Source organism: Salinispora goodfellowii, from assembly GCF_059570675.1.
Genome location: NZ_JCANTD010000004.1, coordinates 27880 through 54329 on the forward strand (window position 1 = coordinate 27880; position 26450 = coordinate 54329).

At 69.2% G+C, this 26450-nt stretch carries 21 protein-coding genes, 1 tRNA gene and 1 pseudogene; 8 read left to right on the top strand and 15 right to left on the bottom strand.

Annotation, left to right across the window (positions count from 1 at the left end):
• Window positions 1-115 precede the first annotated feature (115 nt).
• A pseudogene (locus T398_RS06590) lies at window positions 116-520 on the top strand (dihydrofolate reductase family protein); the annotation flags it as partial.
• 250 nt (window positions 521-770) lie between these two features.
• Window positions 771-1202 (top strand): DUF3140 domain-containing protein, encoded by a 432-nt coding sequence (locus T398_RS06595; protein WP_496445476.1) that lies wholly within the window; start codon window positions 771-773, stop codon window positions 1200-1202.
• Window positions 1203-1210: 8 nt separating this feature from the next.
• Here T398_RS06595 and polA read toward each other — a convergent pair whose 3' ends face one another.
• The 7 genes from polA to T398_RS06630 all read right to left on the bottom strand — a co-directional run bounded on the left by polA (window position 1211) and on the right by T398_RS06630 (window position 10109).
• The gene (gene polA, locus T398_RS06600; protein ID WP_496445477.1) at window positions 1211-3910 is read right to left on the bottom strand and encodes a DNA polymerase I; all 2700 of its coding nucleotides are present in this window, start codon (window positions 3908-3910) and stop codon (window positions 1211-1213) included.
• Between the two features lie 175 nt (window positions 3911-4085).
• The gene (locus T398_RS06605) at window positions 4086-4796 is read right to left on the bottom strand and encodes an ABC transporter ATP-binding protein (RefSeq protein WP_496445478.1); all 711 of its coding nucleotides are present in this window, start codon (window positions 4794-4796) and stop codon (window positions 4086-4088) included.
• Window positions 4786-5709, bottom strand: coding sequence for an ABC transporter ATP-binding protein (locus T398_RS06610; RefSeq protein ID WP_496445479.1), 924 nt, complete (start codon window positions 5707-5709; stop codon window positions 4786-4788). Before T398_RS06610 ends, T398_RS06605 begins: the two co-directional genes overlap by 11 nt.
• A complete protein-coding gene (locus tag T398_RS06615; protein WP_496445480.1) occupies window positions 5699-6868 on the bottom strand; it encodes a branched-chain amino acid ABC transporter permease in 1170 nt (389 codons plus the stop codon). The genes T398_RS06610 and T398_RS06615 overlap by 11 nt, the downstream gene beginning before the upstream one ends.
• Complete coding sequence (locus tag T398_RS06620; protein ID WP_018251615.1) at window positions 6865-7839, bottom strand: branched-chain amino acid ABC transporter permease; 975 nt, start codon at window positions 7837-7839, stop codon at window positions 6865-6867. Before T398_RS06620 ends, T398_RS06615 begins: the two co-directional genes overlap by 4 nt.
• A gap of 67 nt (window positions 7840-7906) precedes the next feature.
• Window positions 7907-9055, bottom strand: coding sequence for a branched-chain amino acid ABC transporter substrate-binding protein (locus tag T398_RS06625; protein WP_496445481.1), 1149 nt, complete (start codon window positions 9053-9055; stop codon window positions 7907-7909).
• Window positions 9056-9488: 433 nt separating this feature from the next.
• Window positions 9489-10109 carry an ANTAR domain-containing response regulator gene (locus T398_RS06630; RefSeq protein ID WP_018727275.1) on the bottom strand — a complete coding sequence of 207 codons (621 nt, stop codon included), beginning with the start codon at window positions 10107-10109 and terminating at the stop codon, window positions 9489-9491.
• Between the two features lie 99 nt (window positions 10110-10208).
• On the opposite strand from T398_RS06630, the gene T398_RS06635 reads away from it, so the two are divergent.
• Together T398_RS06635 and T398_RS06640 are read left to right on the top strand one after the other, a co-directional pair.
• Window positions 10209-10285: transfer RNA gene (locus T398_RS06635), tRNA-Leu, on the top strand.
• A gap of 481 nt (window positions 10286-10766) precedes the next feature.
• Window positions 10767-11246: an Lrp/AsnC family transcriptional regulator gene (locus T398_RS06640; RefSeq protein ID WP_496445482.1), complete on the top strand. Its 480-nt coding sequence runs from the start codon at window positions 10767-10769 to the stop codon at window positions 11244-11246.
• 212 nt (window positions 11247-11458) lie between these two features.
• On the opposite strand, the gene T398_RS06645 is transcribed toward T398_RS06640, so the two are convergent.
• Both T398_RS06645 and T398_RS06650 read right to left on the bottom strand, forming a co-directional pair.
• Window positions 11459-12451 (bottom strand): sulfite exporter TauE/SafE family protein, encoded by a 993-nt coding sequence (locus T398_RS06645; RefSeq protein ID WP_496445483.1) that lies wholly within the window; start codon window positions 12449-12451, stop codon window positions 11459-11461.
• Between the two features lie 160 nt (window positions 12452-12611).
• Window positions 12612-13082: an RrF2 family transcriptional regulator gene (locus T398_RS06650; protein ID WP_496445484.1), complete on the bottom strand. Its 471-nt coding sequence runs from the start codon at window positions 13080-13082 to the stop codon at window positions 12612-12614.
• On the opposite strand from T398_RS06650, the gene T398_RS06655 reads away from it, so the two are divergent.
• The gene (locus T398_RS06655) at window positions 13081-13209 is read left to right on the top strand and encodes a hypothetical protein (protein ID WP_496445485.1); all 129 of its coding nucleotides are present in this window, start codon (window positions 13081-13083) and stop codon (window positions 13207-13209) included. The two genes, T398_RS06650 and T398_RS06655, sit on opposite strands and share 2 nt — an antisense overlap.
• A 41-nt stretch (window positions 13210-13250) precedes the next feature.
• Here T398_RS06655 and T398_RS06660 read toward each other — a convergent pair whose 3' ends face one another.
• The 3 genes from T398_RS06660 to T398_RS06670 form a co-directional block, all read right to left on the bottom strand.
• Window positions 13251-14135 (bottom strand): acyl-CoA thioesterase, encoded by an 885-nt coding sequence (locus tag T398_RS06660; protein WP_496445486.1) that lies wholly within the window; start codon window positions 14133-14135, stop codon window positions 13251-13253.
• Between the two features lie 52 nt (window positions 14136-14187).
• Window positions 14188-15636: a pyruvate kinase gene (gene pyk / locus T398_RS06665; RefSeq protein WP_496445487.1), complete on the bottom strand. Its 1449-nt coding sequence runs from the start codon at window positions 15634-15636 to the stop codon at window positions 14188-14190.
• 385 nt (window positions 15637-16021) lie between these two features.
• On the bottom strand, window positions 16022-16882 hold the full coding sequence (locus T398_RS06670; protein WP_496445488.1) for an esterase/lipase family protein: 861 nt from the start codon (window positions 16880-16882) through the stop codon (window positions 16022-16024).
• A gap of 264 nt (window positions 16883-17146) precedes the next feature.
• Between T398_RS06670 and T398_RS06675 the strand changes: the two genes are divergently transcribed.
• Genes T398_RS06675 through T398_RS06685 form a run of 3 tightly spaced genes read left to right on the top strand, consistent with a single transcriptional unit; the run spans window position 17147 to window position 19234 of the window.
• Window positions 17147-18124 (top strand): ABC transporter ATP-binding protein, encoded by a 978-nt coding sequence (locus T398_RS06675; protein ID WP_496445489.1) that lies wholly within the window; start codon window positions 17147-17149, stop codon window positions 18122-18124.
• Entirely contained in the window at window positions 18121-18972 is an 852-nt protein-coding gene (locus tag T398_RS06680; RefSeq protein WP_496445490.1) for an ABC transporter permease, read from the top strand. The genes T398_RS06675 and T398_RS06680 overlap by 4 nt, the downstream gene beginning before the upstream one ends.
• Window positions 18973-18982: 10 nt before the next feature.
• Window positions 18983-19234 (top strand): helix-turn-helix transcriptional regulator, encoded by a 252-nt coding sequence (locus T398_RS06685; RefSeq protein WP_180198578.1) that lies wholly within the window; start codon window positions 18983-18985, stop codon window positions 19232-19234.
• A gap of 112 nt (window positions 19235-19346) precedes the next feature.
• Here T398_RS06685 and T398_RS06690 read toward each other — a convergent pair whose 3' ends face one another.
• From T398_RS06690 to gltB, 3 genes are read right to left on the bottom strand one after another with little or no spacing between them, the layout of a single operon-like run.
• The gene (locus T398_RS06690) at window positions 19347-20144 is read right to left on the bottom strand and encodes an SGNH/GDSL hydrolase family protein (RefSeq protein ID WP_496445491.1); all 798 of its coding nucleotides are present in this window, start codon (window positions 20142-20144) and stop codon (window positions 19347-19349) included.
• A gap of 48 nt (window positions 20145-20192) precedes the next feature.
• A complete protein-coding gene (locus T398_RS06695) occupies window positions 20193-21698 on the bottom strand; it encodes a glutamate synthase subunit beta (RefSeq protein WP_496445492.1) in 1506 nt (501 codons plus the stop codon).
• On the bottom strand, window positions 21691-26412 hold the full coding sequence (gene gltB / locus T398_RS06700) for a glutamate synthase large subunit (protein WP_496445493.1): 4722 nt from the start codon (window positions 26410-26412) through the stop codon (window positions 21691-21693). The genes T398_RS06695 and gltB overlap by 8 nt, the downstream gene beginning before the upstream one ends.
• Window positions 26413-26450 lie beyond the last annotated feature (38 nt).

Below are 26450 nucleotides of genomic sequence, written 5' to 3' on the forward strand. Positions count from 1 at the left end.
GGTACGGATCGCGGCAACCCGGGTGCGCAGCGGCTGTCGTTTTCGTCCAAGACTCCACCGGTAGCGGTTGCCTAACATCGGCGACGCGCTCCACCACGGTGCGCCGGCCGGGCGATACGGCCGTTCGAGCTACGCGGCATTCGCACCGATCTGGCGCGACTCGGACGACCACGCCGACTACCGGGAACTACCCAAGTACGTCGTCTCGACCACGCTGCCCGACGATGACCTCGTCCCGGGGTGGGGACCGACGACGGTCCTCCGATCAACCGAGGACATCATCGCGCTCAAACAGAGCGCGGGCGGCGCGTAATTCATACACGGCAGCGCGGAGCTCGCCCGACGGCTCTCCGACGCCGGGTTGATCGACCGGTACCACCTGCTCTGCTTCCCACTCCTACTCGGTGCCGGGAAGAGTCTGTTCAACACGGCGGACCGGGCCAAGCAGGTACTGCGTCTCCGGGACCCCACCGCCTACCCGAACGGTGTCGTCAAGCTGCTCTACGACGTCGTCCGTTAGTCGAGGGCGATCTACCAAGGTCATCTCCGCGACCCCCGTACTCGTGCCAGCCCAGACGGCGTCGATCCAGGGCGAGTCGGATGCGCGCGTCTGGAGTCGTAGGTCCACCGGAGGAGGATAAGGGCGGTCACCGTACCCGCGCTGGCTCGCCGGGCCGGAACTAGGCGCACCGGGGGCACCGCCGTCGGGGGCCGTTTCCGCGGTTCCGACCCGGGTACGCCAAGTCGGACCGGATGGGAGGTGCTCCGCCGTGAGCCGTCGCAACGACCCGCAGCAGACGTACCGGGAGTTCACCGCGGCGGTGAACATGCGTCCCGGTGAACTGTCGAAGTGGCTGGAGACCGAGAAGTCCAAGCAGGTCGGCTGGCGAAGACGGGGCGACCAGGGCGGCGAGACGGTCGGTCACCGCTCCGGCCGACGAATCCTCGACCTGCTCGGGCGTCGACGGGGCGATCTCTCCGAGGACGACTACCGGCACATGCGAAAAGTTGTCGGCTATGTCCGCCGACATATGGCGCAACGGCCCAGTGGCGACGTTCGGGACACCCGATGGCGGTACTCCCTGATGAACTGGGGACACGACCCGGCCAAGGGCCCGCTGCCGCCACCGGGGGGCCCGTCCCGCAAGGCGCTCCGACGGCACGGTGCCCCGCCCAAGGAACGCCGGGGGCCCGGCCGGTAGCGGGGCGGTCAGTGGTCGGCGCTGTTCCAGTCCCGCCCGTCGCCGACCGACACCTCCAGCGGCACGGACAGCGGATACGCACCGCCCATCTCCCGCCGGACCAGCGTCTCCAGTACCTCCCGCTCCCCGGGGGCCACCTCGAAGACCAGTTCGTCGTGCACCTGGAGCAGCATCCGGGAACGCAGCCCGGCGTCCCGGACCGCCGCGTCCACGTTCATCATCGCCACCTTGATGATGTCCGCGGCAGAGCCCTGGATCGGAGCGTTCAGCGCCATCCGCTCGGCCATCTCCCGCCGCTGCCGGTTGTCGCTGACCAGGTCGGGCAGGTAGCGGCGACGCCCGAGGACGCTCTCGGTGTAGCCGTCGCGCCGGGCCCGGGCCACCACCTCCTGCAGGTAGTCGCGCACCCCACCGAAACCGGTGAAGTAGGTCTCCATCAGCGCGCGTGCCTCCTCGGCGGAGACCCCGAGCTGCTGGGAGAGACCGAACGCGCTCAGCCCGTAGGCCAAGCCGTAGTTCATCGCCTTGATCTTGCGCCGCTGGTCGGGGGTGACCGTCTCCACCGGCACCTGGAAGACCGACGAGGCGGTGGCGGCATGGAAGTCGCGGCCCGAGTTGAAGGCGTCGATCAGGGCCTCGTCCGCCGAGAGGTGGGCCATGATCCGCATCTCGATCTGGCTGTAGTCGGCGGTGAGCAGGCTTTCATACCCGGCGCCGACCACGAAGGCCCGACGGATCCGCCGCCCCTCCTCGGTACGGATCGGAATGTTCTGCAGGTTCGGCTCGGTGGAGGAGAGCCGACCGGTGGCCGCCACGGTCTGGTTGAAGGTGGTATGGATCCGACCATCGTCGGAGACCGACTTGAGCAGCCCGTCAACCGTGGTCTTCAGCTTCGCCACGTCCCGGTGGCGCAGTAGGTGACCGAGCACCGGGTGCGGGTTCTGCCCGTGTAGCCACTGCAGGGCATCCGCGTCGGTGGTGTAACCGGTCTTGATCCGCTTGGTCTTGGGTAGCCCCAGCTCGCCGAAGAGGATCTCCTGCAACTGCTTCGGGGAGCCCAGGTTGAACTCCCGCCCGACCGCCTCGTACGCACCCTGCGCGGCGGCCTTCACCTCTGCGGCGAAGTGCGCCTCCAGCTCGGACAGGTATTGCGTGTCGGCGGCGATGCCGGTGCGCTCCATGCCGGCGAGCACCCGCATCAGCGGCAGCTCCACCTCAGCCATCAGCCGCGCCGACTGCTCACCGTCCCGCGACAACTCCGCGTCGATCGCGTCGGCGAGGTCGAGAGTGGCCCGAGCTCGCAGCATCAGGTTCTGCTCGGCCGCGCCGTCGTCACCCAGGCCGTCGAGGGTGAGCTGGCCGCTCTCCGGCAGGTCAACCCGCAGCTCCCGGTGCAGATACCGCAGGGCCAGGTCAGTCAGGTCGTAGGAGCGCTGGTCGGGCCGGGCCAGGTAGGCGGCGATCTGCGTGTCTCTGGTGATGCCCCGGATCGGCCACCCGCGGGCGGCGAACGCGAGCACCGCCGGCTTGCTGTCGTGCAGCACCTTCGGTCGGCTCACATCGGCCAGCCACCCGGCCAGGGCGGCGTCGTCGGCGGCGTCGAGTCGGCTGGGGTCGAACCAGGCCCCGGCACCGGCGGCGGTCGCCAACGCCATGCCCGTCACGTCGGCGAGGTGCCGCCGGTTGGGCCCGGTGTCGAGCGTGACGGCGAGGCCGACCGGCGTGTTCGGTGCCGCGTGCGCCCCCAGCCAGGCCGCGAGCGCCCCCGACTCGACGAGGAGCTCACCCGCCAGGTCAAAGCCCGCCTCGGCTTCCGGCTCAACCGCGTCCAGGTACTGGTAGAGCCGATCCCGAAGGATGCGGAACTCCAGAGTGTCGAAAACCTGGTGCACCGCCTCCCGGTCCCAGCCAGCCCAGCGGGTCTCCGCCAGCGGCAGGGGCAGATCCAGGTCGGTGACCAGGCAGTTGAGCTCGTGATTACGGATCACGTCGGCGAGTCGCTCGCGCAGATTCGCCCCGGCCTTGCCCTTGATCTCGTCGGCCCGGGCGACGACACCCTCGACCCCACCGTAGGCGGTGATCCACTTGGCGGCGGTCTTCGGGCCGACGCCCGGGACGCCGGGCAGGTTGTCGCTGGTCTCGCCGACCAACGCGGCGAGGTCCCGATAGTGCTGCGGGGGTACCCCGTACTTCGCCGTCACCGCAGCCGGGTCCATCCGGGCCAGGTCGGAGACGCCCTTGCGGGGGTAGAGCACCGTGACGTCGTCGTCAACGAGTTGGAAGGCATCCCGGTCTCCGGTCGTGATCAGCACCGACATTCCCTGCTCGCGGGCCTGCCGGGTGAGCGTGGCGATCACGTCGTCCGCCTCGTAGCCCGCCATCTCCACCGCCGGGACGCGCAACGCCGCCAGGATCTCCTTGACCAGGCTGACCTGGCCCTTGAAGTCGGTCGGGGTCTCACTGCGGCCCGCTTTGTACGCCGCGTACCTCTCGGTGCGGAAGGAGTGCCGGGAGACGTCGAAGGCCACGGCGATGTGCGTCGGCTGCTCATCCCGAAGAACATTGATCAACATGGAGGTGAAGCCGTAGACCGCGTTGGTTGGTTGCCCCGTCGTGGTGGAGAAGTTCTCGACCGGCAGGGCGAAGAACGCCCGGTAGGCCAGGGAGTGTCCGTCAACGAGGAGCAGGCGCGGCTTCGTGGCTGTCACGGTGGCGACTCTAGTCCGTGCCGCCGACAGGGCTGGGCGGCGGCACCGCGGCGCCGGCGCGGAAAGTCACGCCGGGCCGACCATCCGCTACGTGGAAATGATCCGGACCCGGCGCGGCGAGCGGCGGCCGGCCGTCCCGGTGTGGGACGACCGGCCGCGTGGGCAGCGCCGCCGATCAGGCGACGCCCAGATACGCCTCCTTGACCGATGGGTCGTGCAGCAGGTCCTGGCCGGACCCCTCCTTGACGATCCGGCCGGTCTCCAACACGTACCCCCGGTGCGCCCGGGAAAGCGCCTGCTGGGCGTTCTGCTCCACCAGGAGGACCGTGGTGCCCTGCTGGTTGATCTCCACGATGATGTCGAAGATCTGCTGAATGATCATCGGGGCGAGCCCCATCGACGGCTCATCCAACAGCAGCAGCTTCGGCCGAGCCATCAACGCCCGCCCGACCGCGAGCATCTGCTGTTCGCCACCGGAGAGCGTTCCCCCCAGCTGACGACGCCGCTCCGCCAGCCGCGGAAACAGCTCGAACACCCGCCCCAGGTCGGCGGCGATCCCCGCACTGTCCCGACGGGTGTACGCCCCCATGTCGAGGTTGTCCAGGACCGTCATACCCGGGAAGATGCCCCGCCCCTCGGGCGCCTGGCAGATGCCCCGCCGTACCCGCAGGTCGGCTCGGAGGTTGGTTACGTCCTCCCCGTTGAACCGGATCGCTCCCCGGCTCACCGGCCGGAGTCCGGAGATCGCCCGCATGGTGGTGGTCTTACCCGCGCCGTTCGCGCCGATGAGGGCTACCACCTCACCCTCGTTCACGTGCAGGCTGATCCCGTGCAGCGCCTCGATCCGGCCGTACCGGAGGGTCAGATCGTCAATCTCAAGCAGCATCTGCGGGCTCCCCCAGGTACGCCGCGATCACCTTCGGGTCGTCCCGCACCTCGGCGGGCACCCCCTCGGCGATCTTCTTACCGAACTCCAGCACCACGATCCGGTCGGTGACCCCCATGACGAGGCGCATGTCGTGCTCGATGAGCAACACCGTGAAACCGCGATCCCGGATCTTGCGGATCAGTTCGAGGAGTTCCTCCTTCTCCGCCGGGTTGAAGCCGGCCGCCGGCTCGTCCAGGCAGAGCAACTTCGGCTCGGTGGCCAGCGCCCGCGCGATCTCCAACCGGCGTTGGTAGCCGTACGGGAGGTTGCGGGCCAGGTCATTGGCGCGGTCGTCAATGCCGACGAAGTGCAGCAGTTCGTACGCCTTACGCTCGCCGGCACGCTCCTCGAGCGTGTGCCGCGAGATGCCGAACACCTGGGCCGAGGAGCGGCGAACCTGCTGCCAGAGCCGCACCAGACCGTTGGCCGAATCGACCGTCGGCAACTCCTCCGGCTTCGGCTTGACCCGGTACAGCCGGAACAGCGCACCGACCACACTGGTGCGATGCTGGGAGTCCGCACCAACCAGCACGTTCTCCAACGCGGTCATCTCCGGGAAGAGCCGAATGTTCTGGAACGTCCGGGCGATTCCCATCTGGTTGATCCGGTGCGGCTTCCGTCCGCTGACCTGCTGTCCGTCGAACCGGACCGCACCAGAGGTCGGCCGGTAGACCCCGGTCATCGCGTTGAAGCAGGTGGTCTTGCCGGCCCCGTTCGGACCGATGAGCCCGAGGATCTCACCCTTGTACAGGTTGAAACTCAGATCGTCCAGCGCCACCACACCGCCAAAGCGGAGCGTGACCCCGTCTACCTCAAGCAGCACCTCGGGCTTGGCGGCGTCCTCGGGCGATGTCTTCTGCTTAGGCAACATTTGCCGGCTCCTTCGCCCTTTCCTGCAACTCGCGCGTTCGTCGCCGACTCGGCAACAGACCCTGCGGGCGCAGCAGCATGATGAGTACCAATGCTAGGCCGAAGGCGAGGACCCGGTACTCCGAGAAGTCGCGGAACCGCTCCGGCAGGTACGCGAGCAGGAAGGCGCCGACCGCGACACCCGCCATGTTGCCGGAGCCACCGACCACCACCATCGCGACGAACAGGATGGAGAGCTGGACGTTGAAGGTCTCGGGCTGGATGAAGGCCGACCGGCTGGCGAAGAGCAGACCGGAGAAGCCACCCAGGGCGGCACCGATGGCGAACGCCCACAGCTTGAACTTGAACGGGTAGACGCCCATCACCGCGGCGGCGTCCTCGTCCTCCCGGATGGCCAGCCACGACCGCCCCACCCGGCTGTGCTCCAGCCGCCGGACCAGCAGGACCATCACCAGGACCACGCTCAACGCCAGCCAGTACCAGGGCTTGATGTCGAGCAGTCCGAAGACCTTGTTGTCGGGCGACGGTGGGCCCTCCGGGCCGGGAATGCCGGGCACGCCCTGCGCCTCGCCGGCCCACCCCGAGTTCTTCGCGACGATCCGAATGATCTCGCCGAAGCCCAACGTCACGATGGCCAGGTAGTCACCCCGAAGCCGCAGCGTCGGCCAGCCGAGCAGAACTCCCGCGACCAACGAGAAGGCCAACGCGATCGGGATACAGATCGCCCACGCGATCGCCCAGTCCGAGGAGAGGCCGAACTGCTCCTGCAACGCCCCCACAACCGGCGACTCGGCCGACCCGAACAGCGCCACGCTGTAGGCGCCCACCGCGTAGAAGCCAACGTAGCCGAGGTCGAGCAGACCAGCCAGCCCGATCACGACGTTGAGCCCGATAGCCACCAGGACGTACAGGGCGCAGACGAAGAGCACCCCAGCCCAGTTGGCGCCGCCGGCGATGGAGTCGGTCCGGAACCAGTCCAGCCCCGGGATGATCAGGTTCGTCCCCGGGATGTCGCCGAGGAACGGCAGGTAGTAGAGGAAGGCAACGCCCGCGAACAGGGTCAGCCAACGCTGCCAACGAGGCAACGCCCGCCACCGGTCCCCGATACCACCCAGAACGTGTCGGCGCCGCTCGTTGAATTTTCGTAGTGCCTCTGTCATGCCCTCGCCTTTCCGAGAGACTCACCGAGCAGGCCGGTCGGGCGGAAGATCAGCACCACCACGAGCACCACAAAGGCGGCCACATCCTCCCAGGTGGATCGGGTCAACGTCGCCGCGTACACCTCGATGACCCCGAGTAGTAGGCCACCGAGCAGCGCGCCGCGGAGGTTACCGATACCACCGAGCACCGCCGCGGTGAACGCCTTCAGCCCGACCACGAAGCCGATGTCGAACTTGGTGATCCCGTACCGCATGTTCCACAACAGGGCCGCAGCGCCCGCCATCAAACCACCCAGGACGAAGACCAGCATGATCACTCGGTCCTGGTGCACCCCCATCAGCGCGGCGGTGTCTGGGCTCTGTGCCACGGCCCGCACGCCACGGCCGTACCGCGTCCGGTTGATGAACTGGTCCAACCCGTAGAGCATCGCGAGGGCGGAGACCACCATGATGATCTGCACGTTGGTGATGTCGGCGCCCGCCACCGAGAGCACTGTCTCCTGCTTCAGCAGCGGCGGAATCCCGATCACGAGTCGGTTCTCGGTGAATCCGCGCCCCGAGAAGAACCCTGCCATCCACAGCGCGAAGATCTCCACCAGGACGAGCGAGAGCCCGATGGCGGTGATCAGGAAGATCAACGGCGGCGCGTTCATCCGGCGTAGTCGCCGGTAGGCGACCCGTTCGACGGTGAGCGCGGTGGCACCCGAGGCCAGCGCACCGACCACCAGACCGATGAGCAGGTAGACGATCGCCATCCCGATCGGCGGGTTGTCGGCCACCCCGAGCAACGACCAGGTACCGAGGATCGCGAAGGTGCCCACCATGAAGATCTCAGAGTGCGCGAAGTTGATCAGACGGAGCACACCATATACGAGCGTGTACCCCAGGGCGACGAGGGCATAGATCGCCCCCTTGGACAAGCCATCAACAGTGTGCTGGGCTAGGTCGCCGAATAAGGCATCGAAATTCACGGGTTTCTCCCCTTTGGCACCGTTGCGCGGCCGGGGAAAGCCCCGGCCGCGCAACGGTCATCCTGGCTCAGCTGAGCTTGATCTCCTGCTGGGCCGTGATCTCACCGCCCTTGATCTCGTAGGCCCAGATCACCACCCGGGACTCGTCCACGTCACCGTTGTCGGCGAACTTGAGGGACTTCGAGACCCCCTCCTTGTCGTACGAGTCGACCCATGCCAGCAGATCCGCACGCGTGGTGTTGCCCTCGGCCAGGCCCTCGATCAACACGTTCGCGGCGTCGAAACCCTCGGCACCGAAGGAACCCGGAGGACCGCCGTACTCCGCTTCGAAGTCGGCCGCGAAGGTGCCACCGGCCTTCTCCGACGGCAGGCACAGGCAGGTCACGATCAAACCCTCGGCGCTGGCCCCGGCACCCTTCGGGAAGGACGGGTCGTAGAGACCATCGAAGCCGAGGAAGGGCGTCGTGATGCCGGCCTCCCGCAGCTGCTTCACCAACGGAGCCGCCTCGTTCGTGTAGCCGCCGTAGGCGATCGCGTCCGGCTTGGCAGCCTTGATCTTCGAGATGGTGGCGGCGAAGTTGACCTGCTTCTCCTGCACCTGGTCGGTGCCGCCCGCCAACTCACCGAGCGCCCCGGTCAGCTCGTCGGCGATGCCGGCGCCGTAGGTGGTGCCGTCATTGATCACAAAGACCTTCTCGGTCTGCACGACATCCCGAAGGTAGACGGCAGCGGCGGCACCCTGGACGGCGTCGTTACCGACCACCCGGTGGAACACCTTGTTGCCGCCCGCGGTCAGCTCGATCGCCGTCGCCGACGGGCTGACCATCACCATCCCGGCCGCCTCGTAGACCGCCATCGTCGCCTTGCTCTCACCGGAGAACGCGCCACCGATGACGCCCAGGAAGGACTCGTCGCCGGTGACCTGGTTCGCGACCGGCGTGGCCTGGGTCGGGTCGCCCTGGGTGTCGAACTCCTGCAGCTCCACCTCGCAGTCCGGGTTCGCCTCGTTGTGCTGCTTCACCGCAAGCAGTGCGCCGTCACGCGACGGGATCACCAGACCCGAGTTCGGGCCGCTGAAGGCACCGAAGATGGCGATCTTGCCACCGCAGTCACTGCTACCGGCGGTGTCGTCCTCCTCCGCCTGACAGCCCGCGGCGGCAATGAGGGCTGCCGACAACCCAATGGCGCCGAGCGCCCGTACGTACTTACGCCTCACGGCTATAGACCTCCTCCAGTTGCAGGAGCCCGAGCACGCCCGAGGCAGGCAGCCGCACCGGTACGGCAGCCTCCCCACCTCGATGTGAGCCCGCACACCTGCTACGGCTCGTGATGGCGGAGCGTACTGGGTCGAGAAACGGTCCCGGAAGCCCTCGAAGCCACGCTTGTCAAACCGTTACGAATACAAACGCCGATACGACCCCAACCCGAAACATCCTTCACAGCTGGCCCGAGGCTGCGCGCATACCGGCGATGACCAGCGCAACTGGCCACGACCAGCAACACCGACATCAATCGACCCGGCGGGAGGGAAAGCTCAACCACAACGCCGGTACACGTCGGGGTGCACACCCCGAACGGACGAACGCCACGGCGGCGCCAGCCCTGGCCGCTGGGACCGTCGGGGGGAGAGAGAAGGGGAAATGCCGGACCTACTGGGCCGGACGGGGCACCTCGCCGCCGGCGGTCTCCTGGAGAATCCGCTCGGCGACCTCTTTCATGGTCATCCGGTGGTCCATCGCGGTGCGCTGGATCCACTTGAATGCCTGCGGCTCGGTCATCCCGTACGTGGTCATCAACGCACCCTTGGCGCGCTCGATGACCTTACGTACCTCCAGCCGGTCGGTGAGGCCAGCAACCTCCGCCTCCAGGGCGGCGACCTCCGAGTAGCGCGACAACGCGATCTCCACCGCTGGGACCAGGTCGCTCTTTTGGAAGGGCTTGACCAGGTACGCCATCGCACCGGCCGCCCGCGCCCTTTCCACCAGGTCCCGCTGACTGAAGGCGGTCAGGATGATGACCGGAGCAATCCGCTCGCCGGCGATCCGCTCGGCTGCGGCCAGCCCATCCATGATGGGCATCTTGATGTCGAGAATGACCAGGTCCGGCTTGAGCTCCTTGGCGAGCCGGACGGCCGTCTCGCCGTCACCGGCCTCACCGACGACCTCGTAGCCTTCCTCGACGAGCATCTCGGCGAGATCCAGCCGGATGAGCGCCTCGTCCTCGGCGATCAGTACCCGCCTGCGCTCGGCGTCCGTCTGCGTCTCGGCCACGAGCAACTCCCACCAGTCCGTACCGACACCCGACCGGGTGCCGCGCCCCTTAGCGTAGTGGGTACTCTATGACCCGACACCGAGGCTGTCGGCGCCGCTGTCCCCGTATTCCAACCGGTAGAGAAACGGAGCTCAAACCTCCGACAGTGTGGGTTCGAATCCCACCGGGGACACCACCAACCGTCGCGTGGGTGACGGTTGGCGCATCGCGAGCGGCGTCCGGCCGCGGGCCCAGCAGGTGGTCCGGCGGGCCCCAGCCGCAGCAGGATGGTGCAGCCAGGCGGCACGCCCGTCCGACTCAGGGCGAAGACCACCCGCGGCCGGAGCCGTTGTCGGCGCGGCCACCGCTTCCCGGGCAACCGACAGCCGGACCAGTCCACCGCCGGGTGTGCTCGCTCGCCCGGCACCACGACCCTCGCCCCCGGCAGCGCCGACGCCGCCCTACCGGCAGAAGGCCGGGACAGACCAGCGAGACCGGGAGGCTACTTCGGGACCTCCTCCACCCAGCGGGTGGCTGGATGCCGAGGAGCCGTAGCGCCGACTCGGGGTCAGCCACGACGGGAAGGTTGAATATTTGGCCATGCAGAAGTATCCCCCTCGAACAAAATTCGGCAGCAGTGCGTTGAAACTCGCATAGATTCCCGGGAAGATGACGCTATGTCCCCTTCCCCGAATCCGGCACCGCCCTACGCGAGCCTTGATGACACCGACCGCGCGATCCTGGCGGAGCTGGCGGCGGACGGCCGCCTCCCCAACAACGCCCTCGCCGAGCGGGTAGGGGTGGCGCCGTCGACCTGCCTCGCGCGGACCAGGGCGCTACATGGATGCGGGGCGATCCGCGGCTTCCACGCCGAGGTCGATCCGGCGGCGATTGGCCTGCCGTTACAGGCGCTGATCTCGGTACGACTCTCCGCCCACGACCGGGTCGTGGTAGACGCCTTCCGAGCCCGATCAGTACGCCTACCGGGGATGGTGGCGGTGTTCCACGTGGCCGGTGCGGACGACTACGTTCTGCACGTCCGGGCGGCATCGGCGGACGCGCTGCGGGACTTCGTGCTTGACCACCTGGCAGTCGATCCGGCGGTGCAGCACACCCAGACCAGCCTGATCTTCGAGCAGGCCCGGGGCCTGGGGTAAGACGAATCACAGCCCTGGCTGTGCGCCGAAACAGGATCTTCACCTCGCTGTCACGCCGGGGACGCGGACCCCGTCTAGTTTTAGTTCCGGTGGTGGTTGGCGCTCCCGGTCGGGACGGGTCGGGAGCTGCCAAGTTGTGGTGCACCGGGCCGGAGTCGACGGATTCCGCGAAGCCGGTCCGGTGCCTCACTCACTCCCTCGCCCCACGAGCGCTACCGGACCGGCCCAGAACCGGCCACCGTCCCCGCACGGGACGCTTCGGTGGCGACGTCACCGCCGGGCGGCTCAGCGGTGCTCGCGCCCCGAGCTGGCGTGGCGCTGCGGGCAGCAGCGACGACAGTCCGGGCCCGACGGGCGCGCAGCAAGGCCCGGAGCGCGAACGCGAACGCGACCCCCCAGGCGAGCGCCAGCAGGGCATACCCCACAGGTCGCACCCCCGCACCGAGATCGAGAGCGCGCATCAGCGTATGAGCGTTGGTTAGCACGATCACACCGCCGACCGCTGCACCGAGCAGTTGGGCCGGGACGAGGCGCACCAGCCAGGCGGCCACCGGTGCTGCGATCAGACCACCGGCCAGTAACGCGAGCACCATCGGCAGCAGAAAGCCCTCGGAACCGAGCCCAATCAGGAAGCCGACGCTGGCCGCACCGGCGACGAGAAACTCGGCGGTGTCCACCGATCCGATCACCCTGCGAGGTTCTAGTCGCCCGCTGACCAGCAACGCGGGGGTTGCCACCGGACCCCATCCCCCGCCGCCGGTGGCATCAACGAACCCGGCGACCAGCCCCAGGGGACTAAGGAAGCGACTGCGCAGCCGGCCGGCCCGCCGCTCGGTGCGCAGCGGTCGGGCGAAACGCACCAGCAGGTACGCACCGAGGGTGAACAAGATTGCCGCCATCCAGGGCGCGGCGGCAGCGGTGGAGAGAGCAGACAGAAAGGTCGCTCCGGCAAACGCGCCGAAGGCACCGGGCACGGCGATTCGCCCAACGACGCGCCAGTCGACGTTGCCGAACCGCCAGTGCGCCACGCCCGCCGCGAGCGTGGTGCCCACCTCGGCGAGGTGCACCGACGCGGAGGCAGCCGCCGGTGCGATCCCCGCGAGTAGCAGCAGCGTCGAGGAGGTCAGCCCATACGCCATGCCAAGGGCACCGTCCACGAGTTGCGCGGCCAACCCCACGAACGCGAGGACCAGCAGCTTACGCACCGCGCCTCCCTAGTTTTCTGATATCTCCTATCGACTTGGTCGACAATGCGGGATGAGTGGGGTCTGGGTCAACAATGTTCAAGGGCGAGTTACGGCTCAGGTCAAGGCGCGACTCAGGTCCAGGCGCGACTCCAGGCGCGACTCAGGTCCAGGGCGCGACTCAGGTCCAGGCGCGCGGGTCGGCGACCAGGTCGGTAACCTGCGCTGGAAGGGCACCGTCGGCCACATCGGCTACGGTGACCAGCTCAAGGATCTGGCGTTCGCTTGCCCGCAGGGCGATCCAGACATCCTGCAGGGCCCGCGCGGCACCGTGGTAACCGAGCTGCTCCGGGCGCTGCCCACGGACGTGGGCCAGCGGACCATCGATCACCCGAATCACCTCGGCGAGGGAGATCTCGCCGGCCGGCCGCGCCAGCCAGTAGCCTCCCTCCGGGCCCCGCTGGGCCTGCACCACACCGCCCCGACGCAGCTGCAACAGGATGCTCTCCAGGAACTTCGGCGGGATCTCCTGGGCTCGGGCGATCTGTTCGGCGGTCACGGCCCGCCCTCGGCCGGTCGAGGCGCCGCCGGCCGCGGAGGCGAGCTCGGCGGCCGCGCGAAGGGCATAGTCGACCCGGGCGGAGAGACGCATGGCTGACAGGCTAGCCGGCCCGGCCGCGACCGGCCGGCCATCCCTCACCGAGCCGGAACGCCTGCACTGGACAGGCCCGGACATGACTGTTGGCCGGCACGTTCGGGCCGACCCCTTCCAACGGTAAATCGGTGGAAAGGGTCGGTCCTCCCCCGGGAACCAAGCGCGTCAGGCCCCGACCTTACGCAGCAAGCCCTCCTGCACCGCACTGGCGATCTGCCGGCCCTCCCGGGTGAACATCCGACCGGTCGCCAACCCGCGCGCTCCGGACGCCGACGGGCTCCAGCAGTCGTAGAGGAACCACTCGTCGGCGCGGAACGACCGATGGAACCAGAGGGCGTGATCGAGACTTGCGCCCACCACCCCGCCGGGCCCCCACACCTCTCCGTGCACCGACAGCACCGAGTCCAGCAGGGTGAGGTCGGAGGCGTACGTCAGCGCACAGGCGTGCAGCAGCGGATCATCCGGGAGCTTGCCGTCGATCCGCATCCACACCCGCTGGTTCGGCTCGGCCGGCCGGTCACCAGGGCGCACCCAGCCGGGCTCGCCGATGTAGCGGACATCGATCGGCCGGGGAATCAGCGCCCAGATGCCCAGCCGTTCCGGGTAGCGGGCGAGCCGATCTCTCATCGTCGGTACCTCGTCCGGGCTGGGCACGTCCGGCGGGGAAGGCGCGTGGTGGTCCAGCCCTTCCTCCTGACGTTGGAAAGACGCCGACATGAAGAAGATCGGTTTGTCGTGTTGAAGCGCCACTGACCGGCGGACGGAGAAGGAACGACCGTCACGGACGCACTCGACCTGATAGTCGATGGGCTCACTCGGATCACCCGGTCGCACGAAGTAGCCGTGCAGGGAGTGCACTGAACGCTCCGGATCGACCGTCCGCCCGGCGGCGACCAACGCCTGACCGGCGACCTGCCCCCCGTACACCCGCTGCGGACCGACCTGCGGACTCATCCCCCGGAAGGTTCGCTCGCCGGTCGGGCTGAGGTCCAGCACCTCCAGCAGCTGATCGACCGCGGCCTGACCGCCCACCGCACCGGACTCGCTCACCGGACCCCCCGTCGCGACCACGGGAATCGCCGGCCCGGCTCGCTCCGCACGCTCACTGGAGCGCCCGGGCCGCGGCGAGGTCGACCAGCGACCCGAGCTGGTGCACCCGCAGGGTGTTGGTCGAACCGGGGGTTCCGGGTGGGCTACCGGCGACGATCACGACGTACTCGCCGGGGTTGGCCAGACCGAGGCCGAGCAGCGCCTCGTCAACCTGCCGGAACATGGCGTCGGTGTGCTCAACGAAGGGCATCAGGAACGTCTGTACGCCCCAGGAGAGGGCGAGCTGGTCGCGCACCTCTGGCACCGGGGTGAACGCGAGCAACGGCAGGTCGCAGTGCAGCCGGGAGAGTCGCCGGACGGTGTCGCCGGTCTGCGAGAACGCCACCAGAGCCTTGGCGTCGATCGCCCGGGCGATCGACGACGCGGCGATGGTGAGCGCACCCCCATGGGTACGCGGATCGTGCTGGAGCCGAGGCACCGAGATCGAGCCCGCCTCCGTCGTCGCCACGATCTTGGCCATGGTGCTCACGGTGAGCACCGGGTACTTTCCGACGCTGGTCTCACCGGAGAGCATCACCGCGTCCGCACCATCCAGCACGGCGTTGGCCACGTCGGAGGCCTCGGCACGGGTGGGCCGGGAGTTCTCAATCATGGAGTCAAGCATCTGGGTGGCGACGATCACCGGCTTGGCGTTCTCCCGGCAGAGCTGCACCGCGCGTTTCTGGACCAGGGGCACCTGGTCCAGCGGCATCTCCACGCCGAGGTCGCCCCGGGCCACCATGATCCCGTCGAAGGCCAGGACGATCGCCCCGAGCTGCTCCACTGCCTCCGGCTTCTCCACCTTGGCCAGCACCGGCCGGTGCACACCCTCCTCGGCCATGATGGCGTGGACCAGCTTGATGTCGTCGGCGGAGCGGACGAAGGAGAGCGCCACCAGGTCGACGCCGAGGCCGAGGGCGAACCGCAGGTCCGCGGTGTCCTTCTCCGAGAGCGCGGGGACGCTTACCGCCACGTTCGGCAGCGACACGCCCTTGTTGTTGGAGACCGGCCCGCCCTCGGTGACCAGGCAACGGATGTCGTTGCCGGTGACGTCGGTGACCTCGACCGCGACCCGGCCGTCGTCGATCAGCAGCCGGTCGCCGGGCTTCACCTCCTCGGGAAGTTTCCGGTAGGTGCAGGCGACCCGGTCCCGGGTGCCGGGAATGTCGTCACTGGTGATGACCACCGAGTCACCTGTGCGCCACTCGTGCGGCCCGTCGGCGAACCGGCCCAGCCGGATCTTGGGGCCCTGGAGATCGGCGAGAACCGCGACCGGCCTCCCCGCCGCCTCGGCCGCCTCCCGAACCAACCGGCAAACCGCCTCGTGATCGGCGTGGCTGCCGTGGCTGAAGTTGAGCCTCGCCACATCCATTCCGGCCTCAACAAGGCCACGAATACGCTCCGGCGAGGAGACGGCGGGGCCAAGTGTGCAGACAATCTTTGCGCGGCGTGTCACGCCCATCAGGCAATCTCTCCTCCGGGCCGGTCCGCGGGCCGACCCCTTTCGCAATGCGAACACGTTCTCCGACGTTGCGCGGCTGCACGGCCGGCAGTGGATAACCGCCGGGAACGTCGTGGGGGGGCGGGCGTCGGCGACCGCGCGCCCCGAGATCGTACCGCCCACGGTAAGCCCGACCGAAAGGCATGGGTGAACAGCGCAGAGACATTCGACCCCAGTCGCTGATTCTTCTGCTCCCCGCCCACTGCGAACGGGGAAAACGCACACCTCGGGAGAGCCGAAGCGGCTTGGCACGCGCGCGGGAGACAACGCGCGCCCGGGAAGCCGGACCAGCCGGCACAGCCCGGTGGGGCGGTCGGCGTGCCGACCGCCCCACCGGGAAACGTTCCTAGACGGCCCAGCAGTTGGGGCGAGTCGACTGGTCGCGCAGCGCCTGCCGAATCACCGTGTAGGTGGTCCCGTCCAGCGCCAGGCCGAGGTGCCCGACCAGCCGCAGCGGACACCAGGACTGGATCAGTACGTTGTTCGCCCCGTCAGCCAGCGCGGCGTTGCCCACCGGCCGCACCAACTCGTCCTGCCACGTACGGATCGTGGTGTAGCTGACTGAACCGGGGGTGTCGTCGCCCGCGTTGAGGTCGGCGAGGAAGTCCGAACCGATCGTCATCTGCTGACAGGCCACCACTCCGGCGCAGTTGCCGAGCCCGAGGAAGGCGACGATGTTGGCCACGTACGTCCCGTAGTGCGGGCTGCCGAGGCTGACGTATCGGCCGACGGCTCCGGTGCCGCCGAGCCGCTTCAGGTAGTAGCGGGCCACGATGCCACCCTCGGAGTGCCCCACCAGATCCACCCGGCTGGCACCGGTGGTGGCGCGAACCTGATCGACGTAGTCGGCGAAGTCACGGGCCGAGGTCGGGATGTCGCCGAAGCCCAGCCCCGGCAATTCATAGATGAAGGGGCGGAACCCGTCGGCGCCCAGACGCGCGGCGAGCGGTTCATATGCGAAGGCGAAACCGCTCAACCCGCCAACGATGATCACCGGGTTGTCAGTCGCCGCGGCCGGGCCGGCTGCGGCGGCACCGGAACTGCTCGCCGGTGCGTCGGTGGATGTTTGCTCCGCCGCAACACCGGCGGGTGCCGCACTGGCGGCGCCCTGGGGGACGGCGGGTGCTGCGCTGGCGGCGATGCCCGGGACGGTGAGCGTGGCACCGAGCGCGAACGCGAGCACGATGGCGGTCTTTCGAAGCAGCATGGCTGCACCTCCATGAGGGTGGCGGGTGCGGTGCGAGTCCGATCGACCGGTGCGAACGATGATGCGGCCAGGAATTCTTATTCGTCAATGCCTAGCTACCTCCCAGTAACCTGTTGTTCCACCCACGGCACACTCCGGCTATCCGAACAAAAGCCGCATCTGGGAATATGGGTCGCGAAATCCCTACGCCACGACGCAGTCCCAACCCCATCAGGAAAGAGTTGCTATACCTAGACCTGTAGTCGAAGTGCTATTTTCCAGAGCATGACTACAGTCGAACGGTCGGAGGCTGTCGAGGCGCCCCGAAATCCCGACGATCATCTGGTCCTCGACGTTCGAGACCTACGCATGCGCTACGGCACCGTCGACGTACTGAACGGCATCGACCTCACCGCCCAGCGAGGGGAGGTGATCGCGCTGCTCGGGCCGAACGGCGCCGGCAAGACCACCACCATCGAGATCCTTGAGGGGTTCCGGCTACCCTCAGCCGGCTCGATCCGGGTGCTCGGCGTTGACCCCGCCCACGGGGACGAGCGGTGGCGCGCCCAGATCGGCGTGGTGCTCCAGTCCTGGCGTGACCACGGCCGGTGGCGGGTCCGGGACCTCCTCTCCCACCTCGGCTACTACTACGCGCCATACGCGACCGACCTGATCCAACGCCCATGGCCGGTGGACGACCTGCTGGCGGCCGTCGGGCTGACCGCACACGCCAACGCTCGGGTGTCCCGGCTCTCCGGCGGGCAACGGCGGCGGCTCGACGTGGCGGTCGGCATCGTGGGCCGGCCAGAGCTGCTCTTCCTGGACGAGCCGACGGTCGGCCTCGACCCGGCGGCCCGACGCGAATTCCACGAGCTCGTGCACCGCCTCGCCGACCTGGACCACACCACCGTCCTGCTGACCACCCACGATCTGGCCGAGGCGGAGAAGCTCGCCGACCTGATCATCATCCTGGCCAACGGCCGGATCATCGCCCGGGGCTCGCCGGACCAGCTCTCCCGCCGACTGACGACCAATGCGGAGATCCGCTGGACCTGCGACGGCCAACGTCACGTACACGCCACCATGGACGCCACCGGCTTCCTGCGCGAACTGCTCCGGGAACACGGCGACCAGGTGCAGGAACTGGAGGTACGCCGGGCCAACCTGGAGGACGCGTACCTGGCCCTGGTGCACGAGGAGGAGACCGGAATCCGTACCGGCTGGGCCGAACGGGTGTGGCAGCAGCAGGAGGGGACCCGATGAACCCGAATACCATCGCACTCCGGGCCGGCCTGCGGCGCGGCGTGATCGAGTTGCGCAGCACCTTCACCAACGGCCAGGACCTGTGGAACTACTTCTTCCCCACGGTGGTGCTGCTGGTCGCCGTCTTCTTCATGCGGGGGGCGACCGTACCCGGCACCGACTTCTCCCTCGGTGCGCGGACCCTGCCCAGCGCGCTCGGCATGGGCCTACTCTTCGGCGGGCTGCTCGGGTTGGCCCAGCACCTCGTCGTGGACCGGGAGGACGGCACCCTGCTGCGGGCCAAGGCCATCCCGAACGGGATGCTCGGCTACCTGGTCGGCAAGCTGGTGCTGGTCTCCTCGGTCGCGATGATCGGCCTGGTCGTCCAACTGACCCCCGGGATGTTCTTCCTGGACGGGCTCCGGCTGGGCGAGCCCAGTGCCTGGCTCACCCTGGCCTGGGTGGTGCCGCTCGGGCTGGTGGCGACGCTCCCGCTGGGCGCGATGATCGGTTCTCTGATCGAGAACCCCCGCAACATGGGGCTGGTGGTGCTGCCGGTTATGGGTCTCATCGCCGTCTCCGGCATCTTCTACCCGATCAGCGGCCTGCCCGGCTGGCTCCAGGGCGCCGCCCAGGTGTTCCCGCTCTACTGGCTAGGCTTGGGCATGCGCTCCGCGCTGCTTCCGGCTGACCTGGCGGCGGTCGAGATCGGCGGATCCTGGCGCCATCTGGAGATGGTTGCGGTCCTCGGGGCGTGGGCGGCGCTCGGACTGTTGCTGGCGCCGGTGCTGCTGCGGCGGATGGCCCGCCGGGAGTCCGGCTCGCGAGTCGCGGCCCGACGGGAGCAGGCCATGCAGCGGGTCGGATGAGAGGGCATCGATGAGCGAGACCGTGCACAACCGGATCGCGGTGCTGCGCGCCGAACGGGGCATCTCCCGGCGGCAGCTCGCCGACGCGCTCGGAGTGCACTACCAGACCATCGGCTACCTGGAGCGGGGGGAGTTTCGGCCCAGCCTGCACCTGGCGCTACGGATCGCCGCCTACTTCGAGGTGCCGGTCGAGGTGGTCTTCTCGATCGAACCGTTTCCCCGCATCGGCGATGCCGCCGTCGGGAACCGTCGCCCAGCATGAACCAGAGGCGGCGGCCAGCACCGCCGCCGTCCGCACCTGCCCCCACGGCCGGCCGGCAGTCCACCAGGGACCGCCGGCCGCCGGGCTGCGTCAGCCGAACGCCAGGCCCGGGTCAGCCGGTGACGGCGTTCAGCGCCGGCAGGTAGCCGTCGCGATAGCCCTTGTTGTTGGGGTGATACGCCTCGATCCTGGTGACATCGTTGATCCAGGGCTCGTCGCCGCAGACGCCGTGGCCGGCGAAGTAGGAACGAGGGTCGGCGAAGGTGGCACCGGCCGCGGCGGCGCGGCCGGCGGTGATGCTGGTGAGGAGGTCAGCGGCCTCGTTGAGCTGCTGCCGCTTGGTGACGCTCATCCCGAACAGGCCACACCAGCCGGTCTCGAAGAGGCGCGGGTAGCCGAGCACGATCAGCCGGGCGTTCGGCGCCCGGTCCCGGATCGCCGCGTAGGTGGCGTCCAGCCGGCCAGGCAAGGTGGTCTGGGCGAAGTCCCGGGCCTCATCAATGGCCTCCGTGCAGGCCGAGGTGCTGCTGAACCGACAGGTGAGCAGCACGCTCGCGAAGCCGGCGTCATTACCACCGATGGTGACGGTGACCATCGTGGTGCTCGCGCTGAGCGAGTCGACCTGGCTGTTGATGACATCGGCGGTGACCGCGCCACCACAGGCCGGGAACTGGAAGCTGGTCACCGCATTCGCCGCAGCCCAACGCGGGGCGTAGGACTTCTGACTGCGCAGGCAGCTGGACCCGTCATACGGGCCGGCACCGACGCCGCTGGAGTACGAGTCGCCGAGCGCGACGTAGTTGATGGTCGCGGCCTGCGCGGCGCTGGGAGCCAGCACTGCGCCGACGACGGCGACGCAGAGGGCGACCAGCGCCGCCAGGGCGCGAGCGGGTGTACCGAAGCAATCCACCAAAGTGAATACGTTGCACCACCGGCCGCCCCCAGCCCCGGCCGCCCCTCAGCCGGCCAGCGGGCGAGCGTCCGATCCCACCGGCGCCGACAGCGAACCCCGCCCGTCCAGGTACGAATGGATGGCGGCAGCGGCGGCCCGACCCTCGGCGATCGCCCACACGATCAGCGACGCGCCCCGGTGCATGTCCCCGGCGACGAAGACGCCGTCCACATCGGTCTGCCAGTCCGCACGGGCCGCTACCGCGCCCCGTTCGTTGCGGGACACCCCGAGCTGCTCAAGCAGCGGCTGCGGCTCGGTGCCGTCGAAACCGATCGCCAGCAGTACCAGGTCGGCCGGTAGCTCCCGTTCAGTGCCCGGCACCGGGGTGACGCTCCGCCGGCCAGCGCTCTTCTCCACCGTCACCTCGGCAATCCGGACCGCCCGCACCGCCCCCCTGCCGTCGTCCACGAACTCCTGCACGGCGACGGCGAAGACCCGCTCCCCGCCCTCCTCGTGCGCCGGGTACTCGCGCAGAATCCACGGCCAGGTCGGCCACGGATCCCGCGCCTCGTCCCGCTGCCGGGACGGCTGCGGGTAGAGGTCGAGCTGGTACACCGCGGCGGCGCCCTGCCGGTGGGCGACGCCGAGGCAGTCCGCGCCGGTGTCTCCGCCACCGATGATGACCAGGTTCCGGCCAGCCGCGTCGATCGGCGTGCCATCCGGCAGCACCGCGGTGGCCGGCGGGTTAGCCCCCGCGGCGGCGACCACCCGGTTGGCCGCGACGAGGTGCCCCATCGCCTGGTGCACCCCGCGCAGCGAACGCCCAGGGGTCGCCGGGGTGTCCCGGCTGGCCAGGGCGCCACAGGCCAGCAGCACCGCGTCGTGCTCGGCCCGCAGCTGCTCGGCGGTCACGTCGACACCGACCTCCACCCCGGTCCGGAAGCGCACCCCCTCGGCGGCGAGCTGCGCCAGCCGCCGGTCGATGTGATGCTTCTCCAGCTTGAAGTCCGGGATGCCGTACCGCAGCAGGCCGCCGAGGGCGTCGTCCCGCTCGTACACGGTGACCGCATGCCCGGCCCGGGCCAGCTGCTGCGCGGCGGCGAGCCCGGCGGGCCCGGAGCCGACCACCGCCACCGAACGGCCACTGGCCGGCGGCACCGGCCAGGGCCGCAGCCCGCCACGGGCCACGGCGGCGTCGGCGATCTCCACCTCGACCTGTTTGATCGTGACCGGCTGCTGGCCGCCGAGGCCAAGTACGCAGGCCGCCTCGCAGGGTGCCGGGCAGAGCCGACCGGTGAACTCCGGAAAGTTGTTGGTGGCGTGCAGCGTCTCCACCGCGGCGTCCCAACTACCGGTGCGGACCAGGTCATTCCAGTCCGGGATGCGATTGCCCAGCGGGCAGCCGTCGTGGCAGAACGGAATGCCACAGTCCATGCAGCGGGTGGCCTGCTCCCGGATCAGCTCTTCACCCGCCGGTGGGTAGACCTCCCGCCAGTCCATGATCCGCACCGGCACGGGCCGGCGGGCGGGAAGCTGCCGGTCGTAGCGCAGGAAACCAAACGAATCAGGCACGAGCTACCTCCTGGACGGCCACCCGCGCGACGGGCGACACCGGCGTGGACGGTGCGGCCGACGCGGGCTGCGCTGCCGGCGCCGCCAAGGCACTCATCACCGCGTCGTCCACGTCGTAGCCGGCGGCTTCGGCGGCCCGCATGATCTCCAGCACCCGGCGGTAGTCCCGGGGCACCACGGCGGTGAACTCCGCCACCGCCTCCGACCAGCGCTTGAGCAAATCCTCGGCGACCGCGGAGTCGGTCTCGATGTAGTGCCGCTGGACCAGGTCATAGAGGGTTGCCTGCTCCTGCTCGCTGAGCGGCGTCAGGTCCACCAGCTCCGTGTTGACCCGCCGACTATCCAGCCGCCACACGAACGCGGTCCCACCGGACATCCCGGCCGCGAAGTTCCGCCCCGTCGGCCCCAACACCACGACGGTACCGCCGGTCATGTACTCGCAGCCGTGGTCACCGACACCCTCGACGACAGCAGCCGCCCCGGAGTTGCGTACCGCGAACCGCTCCCCCGCCCGACCGCGGAGGAAGACCTCGCCTGCCGTGGCGCCGTAGAGGATGGTGTTGCCGGCGATGATCTGGTCCTCCGCCCGCCGGCCCGGCATGGCCTCCGCGTTGACAAAGGGCGCGGCCCGGTCCGGGCGGAGCACCAGCCGCCCACCGGAGAGGCCCTTGCCGACGTAGTCGTTGGCGTCGCCGTGCAGGCGCAGGGTGACCCCGGACGGTAGGAACGCACCGAACGACTGCCCGACGGTGCCGTGCAGGTCGAACTCGATCGTGTCGGTGGGCAAGCCGGCCCCGCCGTGATGCCGGACCACCTCGCCACCGAGCATCGCGCCGACGCTGCGGTGCTCGTTCCGCACCGGCACCCGCGTCCGCACCCGGGTGCCGGAGCGCAGCGCCGGCTCGGCGAGCGCGATCAGCTCGTTGTCCAACGCCAGCCCGAGACCGTGGTCCTGGGCGCGGACACCCCGTCGAGCGGTCTCCTCGGGTAGCTCCGGCAGGCGCAGGACGGGGCTCAGGTCGATACCGGTCGCCTTCCAATGATCAACTGCGGGGGCGACATCGAGCAGTTCGGTCCGGCCGATCGCCTCGTCGATCGAGCGCAGGCCCAGCTCGGCGAGGTACCCACGGACCTCCTCGGCGAGGAAGAGGAAGAAGTTCTCCACGAACTCCGGCTGACCGGTGAACCGCTCACGCAACACCGGGTTCTGGGTGGCGATGCCGACCGGGCAGGTGTCCAGATGACAGACGCGCATCATCACGCAGCCCTCGACGATCAGCGGGGCAGTGGCGAAGCCGAACTCCTCCGCCCCGAGCAGGGCCGCGACCAGCACGTCCCGACCGGTCTTGAGCTGGCCGTCGACCTGCACGGTAACCCGGTCGCGGAGCTTGTTGAGCAGCAGCGTCTGCTGCGCCTCGGCCAGGCCCAGCTCCCACGGGGTACCCGCGTGCTTGAGCGAGTTCAGCGGGGACGCACCGGTGCCGCCGTCGTGCCCGGAGATGAGGATGACGTCGGCCTTCAGTTTCGCCACACCCGCCGCGACCGTACCCACCCCGACCTCACTGACCAGCTTGACGTGCACCCGCGCCGCCGGGTTGACGCACTTGAGGTCGTGCACGAGCTGGGCCAGGTCCTCGATGGAGTAGATGTCGTGGTGTGGTGGCGGAGAGATCAGGCCGACTCCCGGGGTCGCGTGGCGGGTCCGGGCGATCCACGGCCAGACCTTGTTGCCGGGAAGTTGGCCACCCTCGCCGGGCTTGGCGCCCTGCGCCATCTTGATCTGCAGGTCATCGGCGTTCACCAGGTACTCGGTGGTGACCCCGAACCGACCGCTGGCGATCTGCTTGACGGCGGAGCGGCGGGCCGGATCGTATAGTCGCTCGACATCTTCACCGCCCTCGCCGGTGTTGGACTTGCCGCCGAGCCGATTCATCGCGATCGCGAGGGTTTCGTGCGCCTCCACCGAGATCGATCCGTAGGACATGGCGCCGGTGGCGAAGCGCCGAACGATCTCGCTGGCCGGCTCGACCTCCTCGATCGGCACCGGCGGGCGCACTCCGGTACGGAGCGTGAACCGGCCCCGCAGCGCACCCCCCTGGGCTGCCAGCGCGTCAACCTTCGAGGTGTATTCCCGGAACACGTCGTACTGCCGGCTGCGGGTGGCGTGCTGGAGCAGGAAGACGGTCTCCGGGTTGAACAGGTGCAGTTCACCCTCACGCCGCCACTGGTACTCGCCGCCGACATCCAGCCGGTCGGTCGTCGCCGTCCCCGGCTCCGGCCAGGCATGGGCGTGTCGAGCGGCAACCTCAACGTGGATCCCGTCCAGGTCAACCCCGCCGATCTTGCCGGGAGTGCCCCGGAAGTACCGCTCGATCAGCTGGCTGTCCAGCCCAACCGCCTCGAAGACCTGGGCGCCGCAGTACGACGACACGGTCGAGATGCCCATCTTGGACATGATCTTCAGAACGCCCTTGCCGAGCGCCTTGACGTAGTTGCGAACCGCGGTGCCCGGCTCGACGCCGACCAGCGCCCCAGTCGAGATCATGTCCTCCACCGACTCGAACGCCAGGTACGGGTTGACCGCCGCCGCGCCGTACCCGACCAGCACGGCCGCGTGGTGCACCTCCCGGCAGTCGCCGGACTCCACGATCAGCTCCACCTGGGTCCGGGTCTGCTCCCGAACCAGATGCTGGTGCACCGCCGCGGTGAGCAGCAACGACGGGATCGGGGCGAGGTTCGCGTTGGAGTCCCGGTCGGAGAGGACGAGGATGCGCACGCCGTCCTCGATGGCCTCGGAGACGTGCCGACAGATCTCGGTCAGCCGCGCCCGGATGCCCGCGCCGCCCTCCCGGATCCGGTACAGGCCGGAGACCCGGACCGCCTTGAATCCGGGGAGGTTCCCGTCCTCGTCGACGGAGAGGATCTTCGCGAGCTCGTCGTTGTCGATCACCGGATAGGGAAGCACGAGCTGCCGGCAGCTCGCCGGCCCCGGCTCGAGCAGGTTGCCCTCCGGCCCGATCGTGGACTGGAGACTGGTCACCAGCTCCTCCCGGATGGCGTCCAGCGGCGGGTTCGTGACCTGGGCGAAGAGCTGGTGGAAGTAGTCGTAGAGCAGCCGGGGTCGGGTGGACAGCGGGGAGATCGGGGTGTCCGTTCCCATCGAGCCGATCGGCTCGGCACCGACCCGCGCCATCGGCGCGAGGAGAATCTTCAGCTCCTCGTCGGTGTAGCCGAACGCCTGTTGCCGGCGACGAACCGAGTCGTGGGTGTAGACGATGTGCTCCCGGGCCGGCAGGTCGGTCAGCTCGATCAGGCCGGCGTGGAGCCACTCCTCGTACGGCTGGGCCGCCGCCAGCTCGGCCTTGATCTCGTCGTCGTGCACGATCCGACCGCCCACGGTGTCCACCAGGAACATCCGACCGGGCTGCAGGCGTCCCTTGGCGACCACGGTGGCCGGATCCAGGTCCAGCACGCCCGCCTCGCTGCCGAGCACGACCAGCCCGTCTGAGGTCTGCCACCAGCGGCCGGGACGGAGGCCGTTGCGGTCCAGCACCGCCCCGACGATCTCGCCGTCGGTGAACGCCACCGACGCCGGCCCGTCCCAGGGCTCCATCAGGCTGGCGTGGAACCGGTAGAAGGCCCGCTGGTCGGCGGGCATGTCCGGGTCGTTCTCCCAGGCCTCCGGAATCATCATCAACACCGCGTGCGGCAGGCTTCGTCCCGCCAGGTGCAGCAGCTCCAGGACCTCGTCAAAGTTGGCCGAGTCGGACGCACCCGGCGTGCAGACCGGGAAGATCCGACGAATGTTGCCGGGTAGCGCCGCACCGGCTCCACCGGCGAGCATCGACTCTCTCGCCTGCATCCAATTCCGGTTGCCCCGAATGGTGTTGATCTCGCCGTTGTGGGCGATGAACCGGAACGGGTGCGCCAGGGGCCAGGACGGGAAGGTGTTCGTGGAGAAGCGGGAGTGCACCAGCGCGATGGCGCTGCACATCCGCTCGTCGGTCAGCTCCGGGTAGAACTCCGGCAGCTGGTCCGGGGTGAGCATGCCCTTCCAGACCATCGTGCGGCCGGAGAGCGACGGAAAGTATGCCGGCACGCCGCGCTCCGCCGACTCCCGCTCGGCCTGCCTGCGGACGCAGTACGCCACCCGCTCCAGCTCGATCCCGGTCAACCGGGAACCAGCTGGGCCCATCGCCGAGTCGGTGAGCCGGTGTGCGGTGACGAAGAGCTGCCGGACCCGGGGCAGCGCCGCGAGCGCCGTCGCGCCCAGGCCCGCCGGATCCACCGGCACGTCCCGCCACCCCAGCAGGTCGGCGCCCTCAACCAACGCGTACTTCTCCACCACCCGGCGGGCCCGCAGCTCGGCCTCGTCGTCGTCGGGCAGGAAGACCAGGCCGGTCGCGTACTCGCCGACCGGGGGCAGCGGGAAGTCCACCACCGCGCGCAGCAGCGCGTCCGGCACCTGGATCAGGATGCCCGCGCCGTCGCCGGTGTTCGGCTCCGCACCCCGGGCGCCCCGATGGTCCAGCCGGCGCAGCGCGGCGAGCCCATTCGCCACCACCTCGTGCGACCGCCGGCCGCGCAGGTCCGCCACGAACGCCACCCCGCACGCGTCGCGTTCGTACGCGGGGTCGTACAGCCCGGCGGTGGACTCGTTCGGGCCGGCGTGCGGGACCTGCTGCGGGATGCGGTGCGGGTACGAAGCGGCCACCCGGGCCTCCTGTCGTCACTCAGGCTGAATCTTGGTCG

Excerpts from the sequence above, each read along its gene's own strand:
- pyk (WP_496445487.1), bottom strand. The coding sequence starts at position 15,636 with ATGGGCGTGACACGCCGCGCAAAGATTGTCTGCACACTTGGCCCCGCC.
- T398_RS06655 (WP_496445485.1), top strand. The coding sequence starts at position 13,081 with ATGGCTGACAGGCTAGCCGGCCCGGCCGCGACCGGCCGGCCATCCCTC.
- T398_RS06685 (WP_180198578.1), top strand. The coding sequence starts at position 18,983 with ATGAGCGAGACCGTGCACAACCGGATCGCGGTGCTGCGCGCCGAACGG.
- T398_RS06675 (WP_496445489.1), top strand. The coding sequence starts at position 17,147 with ATGACTACAGTCGAACGGTCGGAGGCTGTCGAGGCGCCCCGAAATCCC.
- T398_RS06610 (WP_496445479.1), bottom strand. The coding sequence starts at position 5,709 with ATGTTGCCTAAGCAGAAGACATCGCCCGAGGACGCCGCCAAGCCCGAG.
- T398_RS06615 (WP_496445480.1), bottom strand. The coding sequence starts at position 6,868 with ATGACAGAGGCACTACGAAAATTCAACGAGCGGCGCCGACACGTTCTG.
- T398_RS06640 (WP_496445482.1), top strand. The coding sequence starts at position 10,767 with ATGTCCCCTTCCCCGAATCCGGCACCGCCCTACGCGAGCCTTGATGAC.
- T398_RS06670 (WP_496445488.1), bottom strand. The coding sequence starts at position 16,882 with ATGCTGCTTCGAAAGACCGCCATCGTGCTCGCGTTCGCGCTCGGTGCC.
- T398_RS06605 (WP_496445478.1), bottom strand. The coding sequence starts at position 4,796 with ATGCTGCTTGAGATTGACGATCTGACCCTCCGGTACGGCCGGATCGAG.
- T398_RS06650 (WP_496445484.1), bottom strand. The coding sequence starts at position 13,082 with ATGCGTCTCTCCGCCCGGGTCGACTATGCCCTTCGCGCGGCCGCCGAG.
- T398_RS06680 (WP_496445490.1), top strand. The coding sequence starts at position 18,121 with ATGAACCCGAATACCATCGCACTCCGGGCCGGCCTGCGGCGCGGCGTG.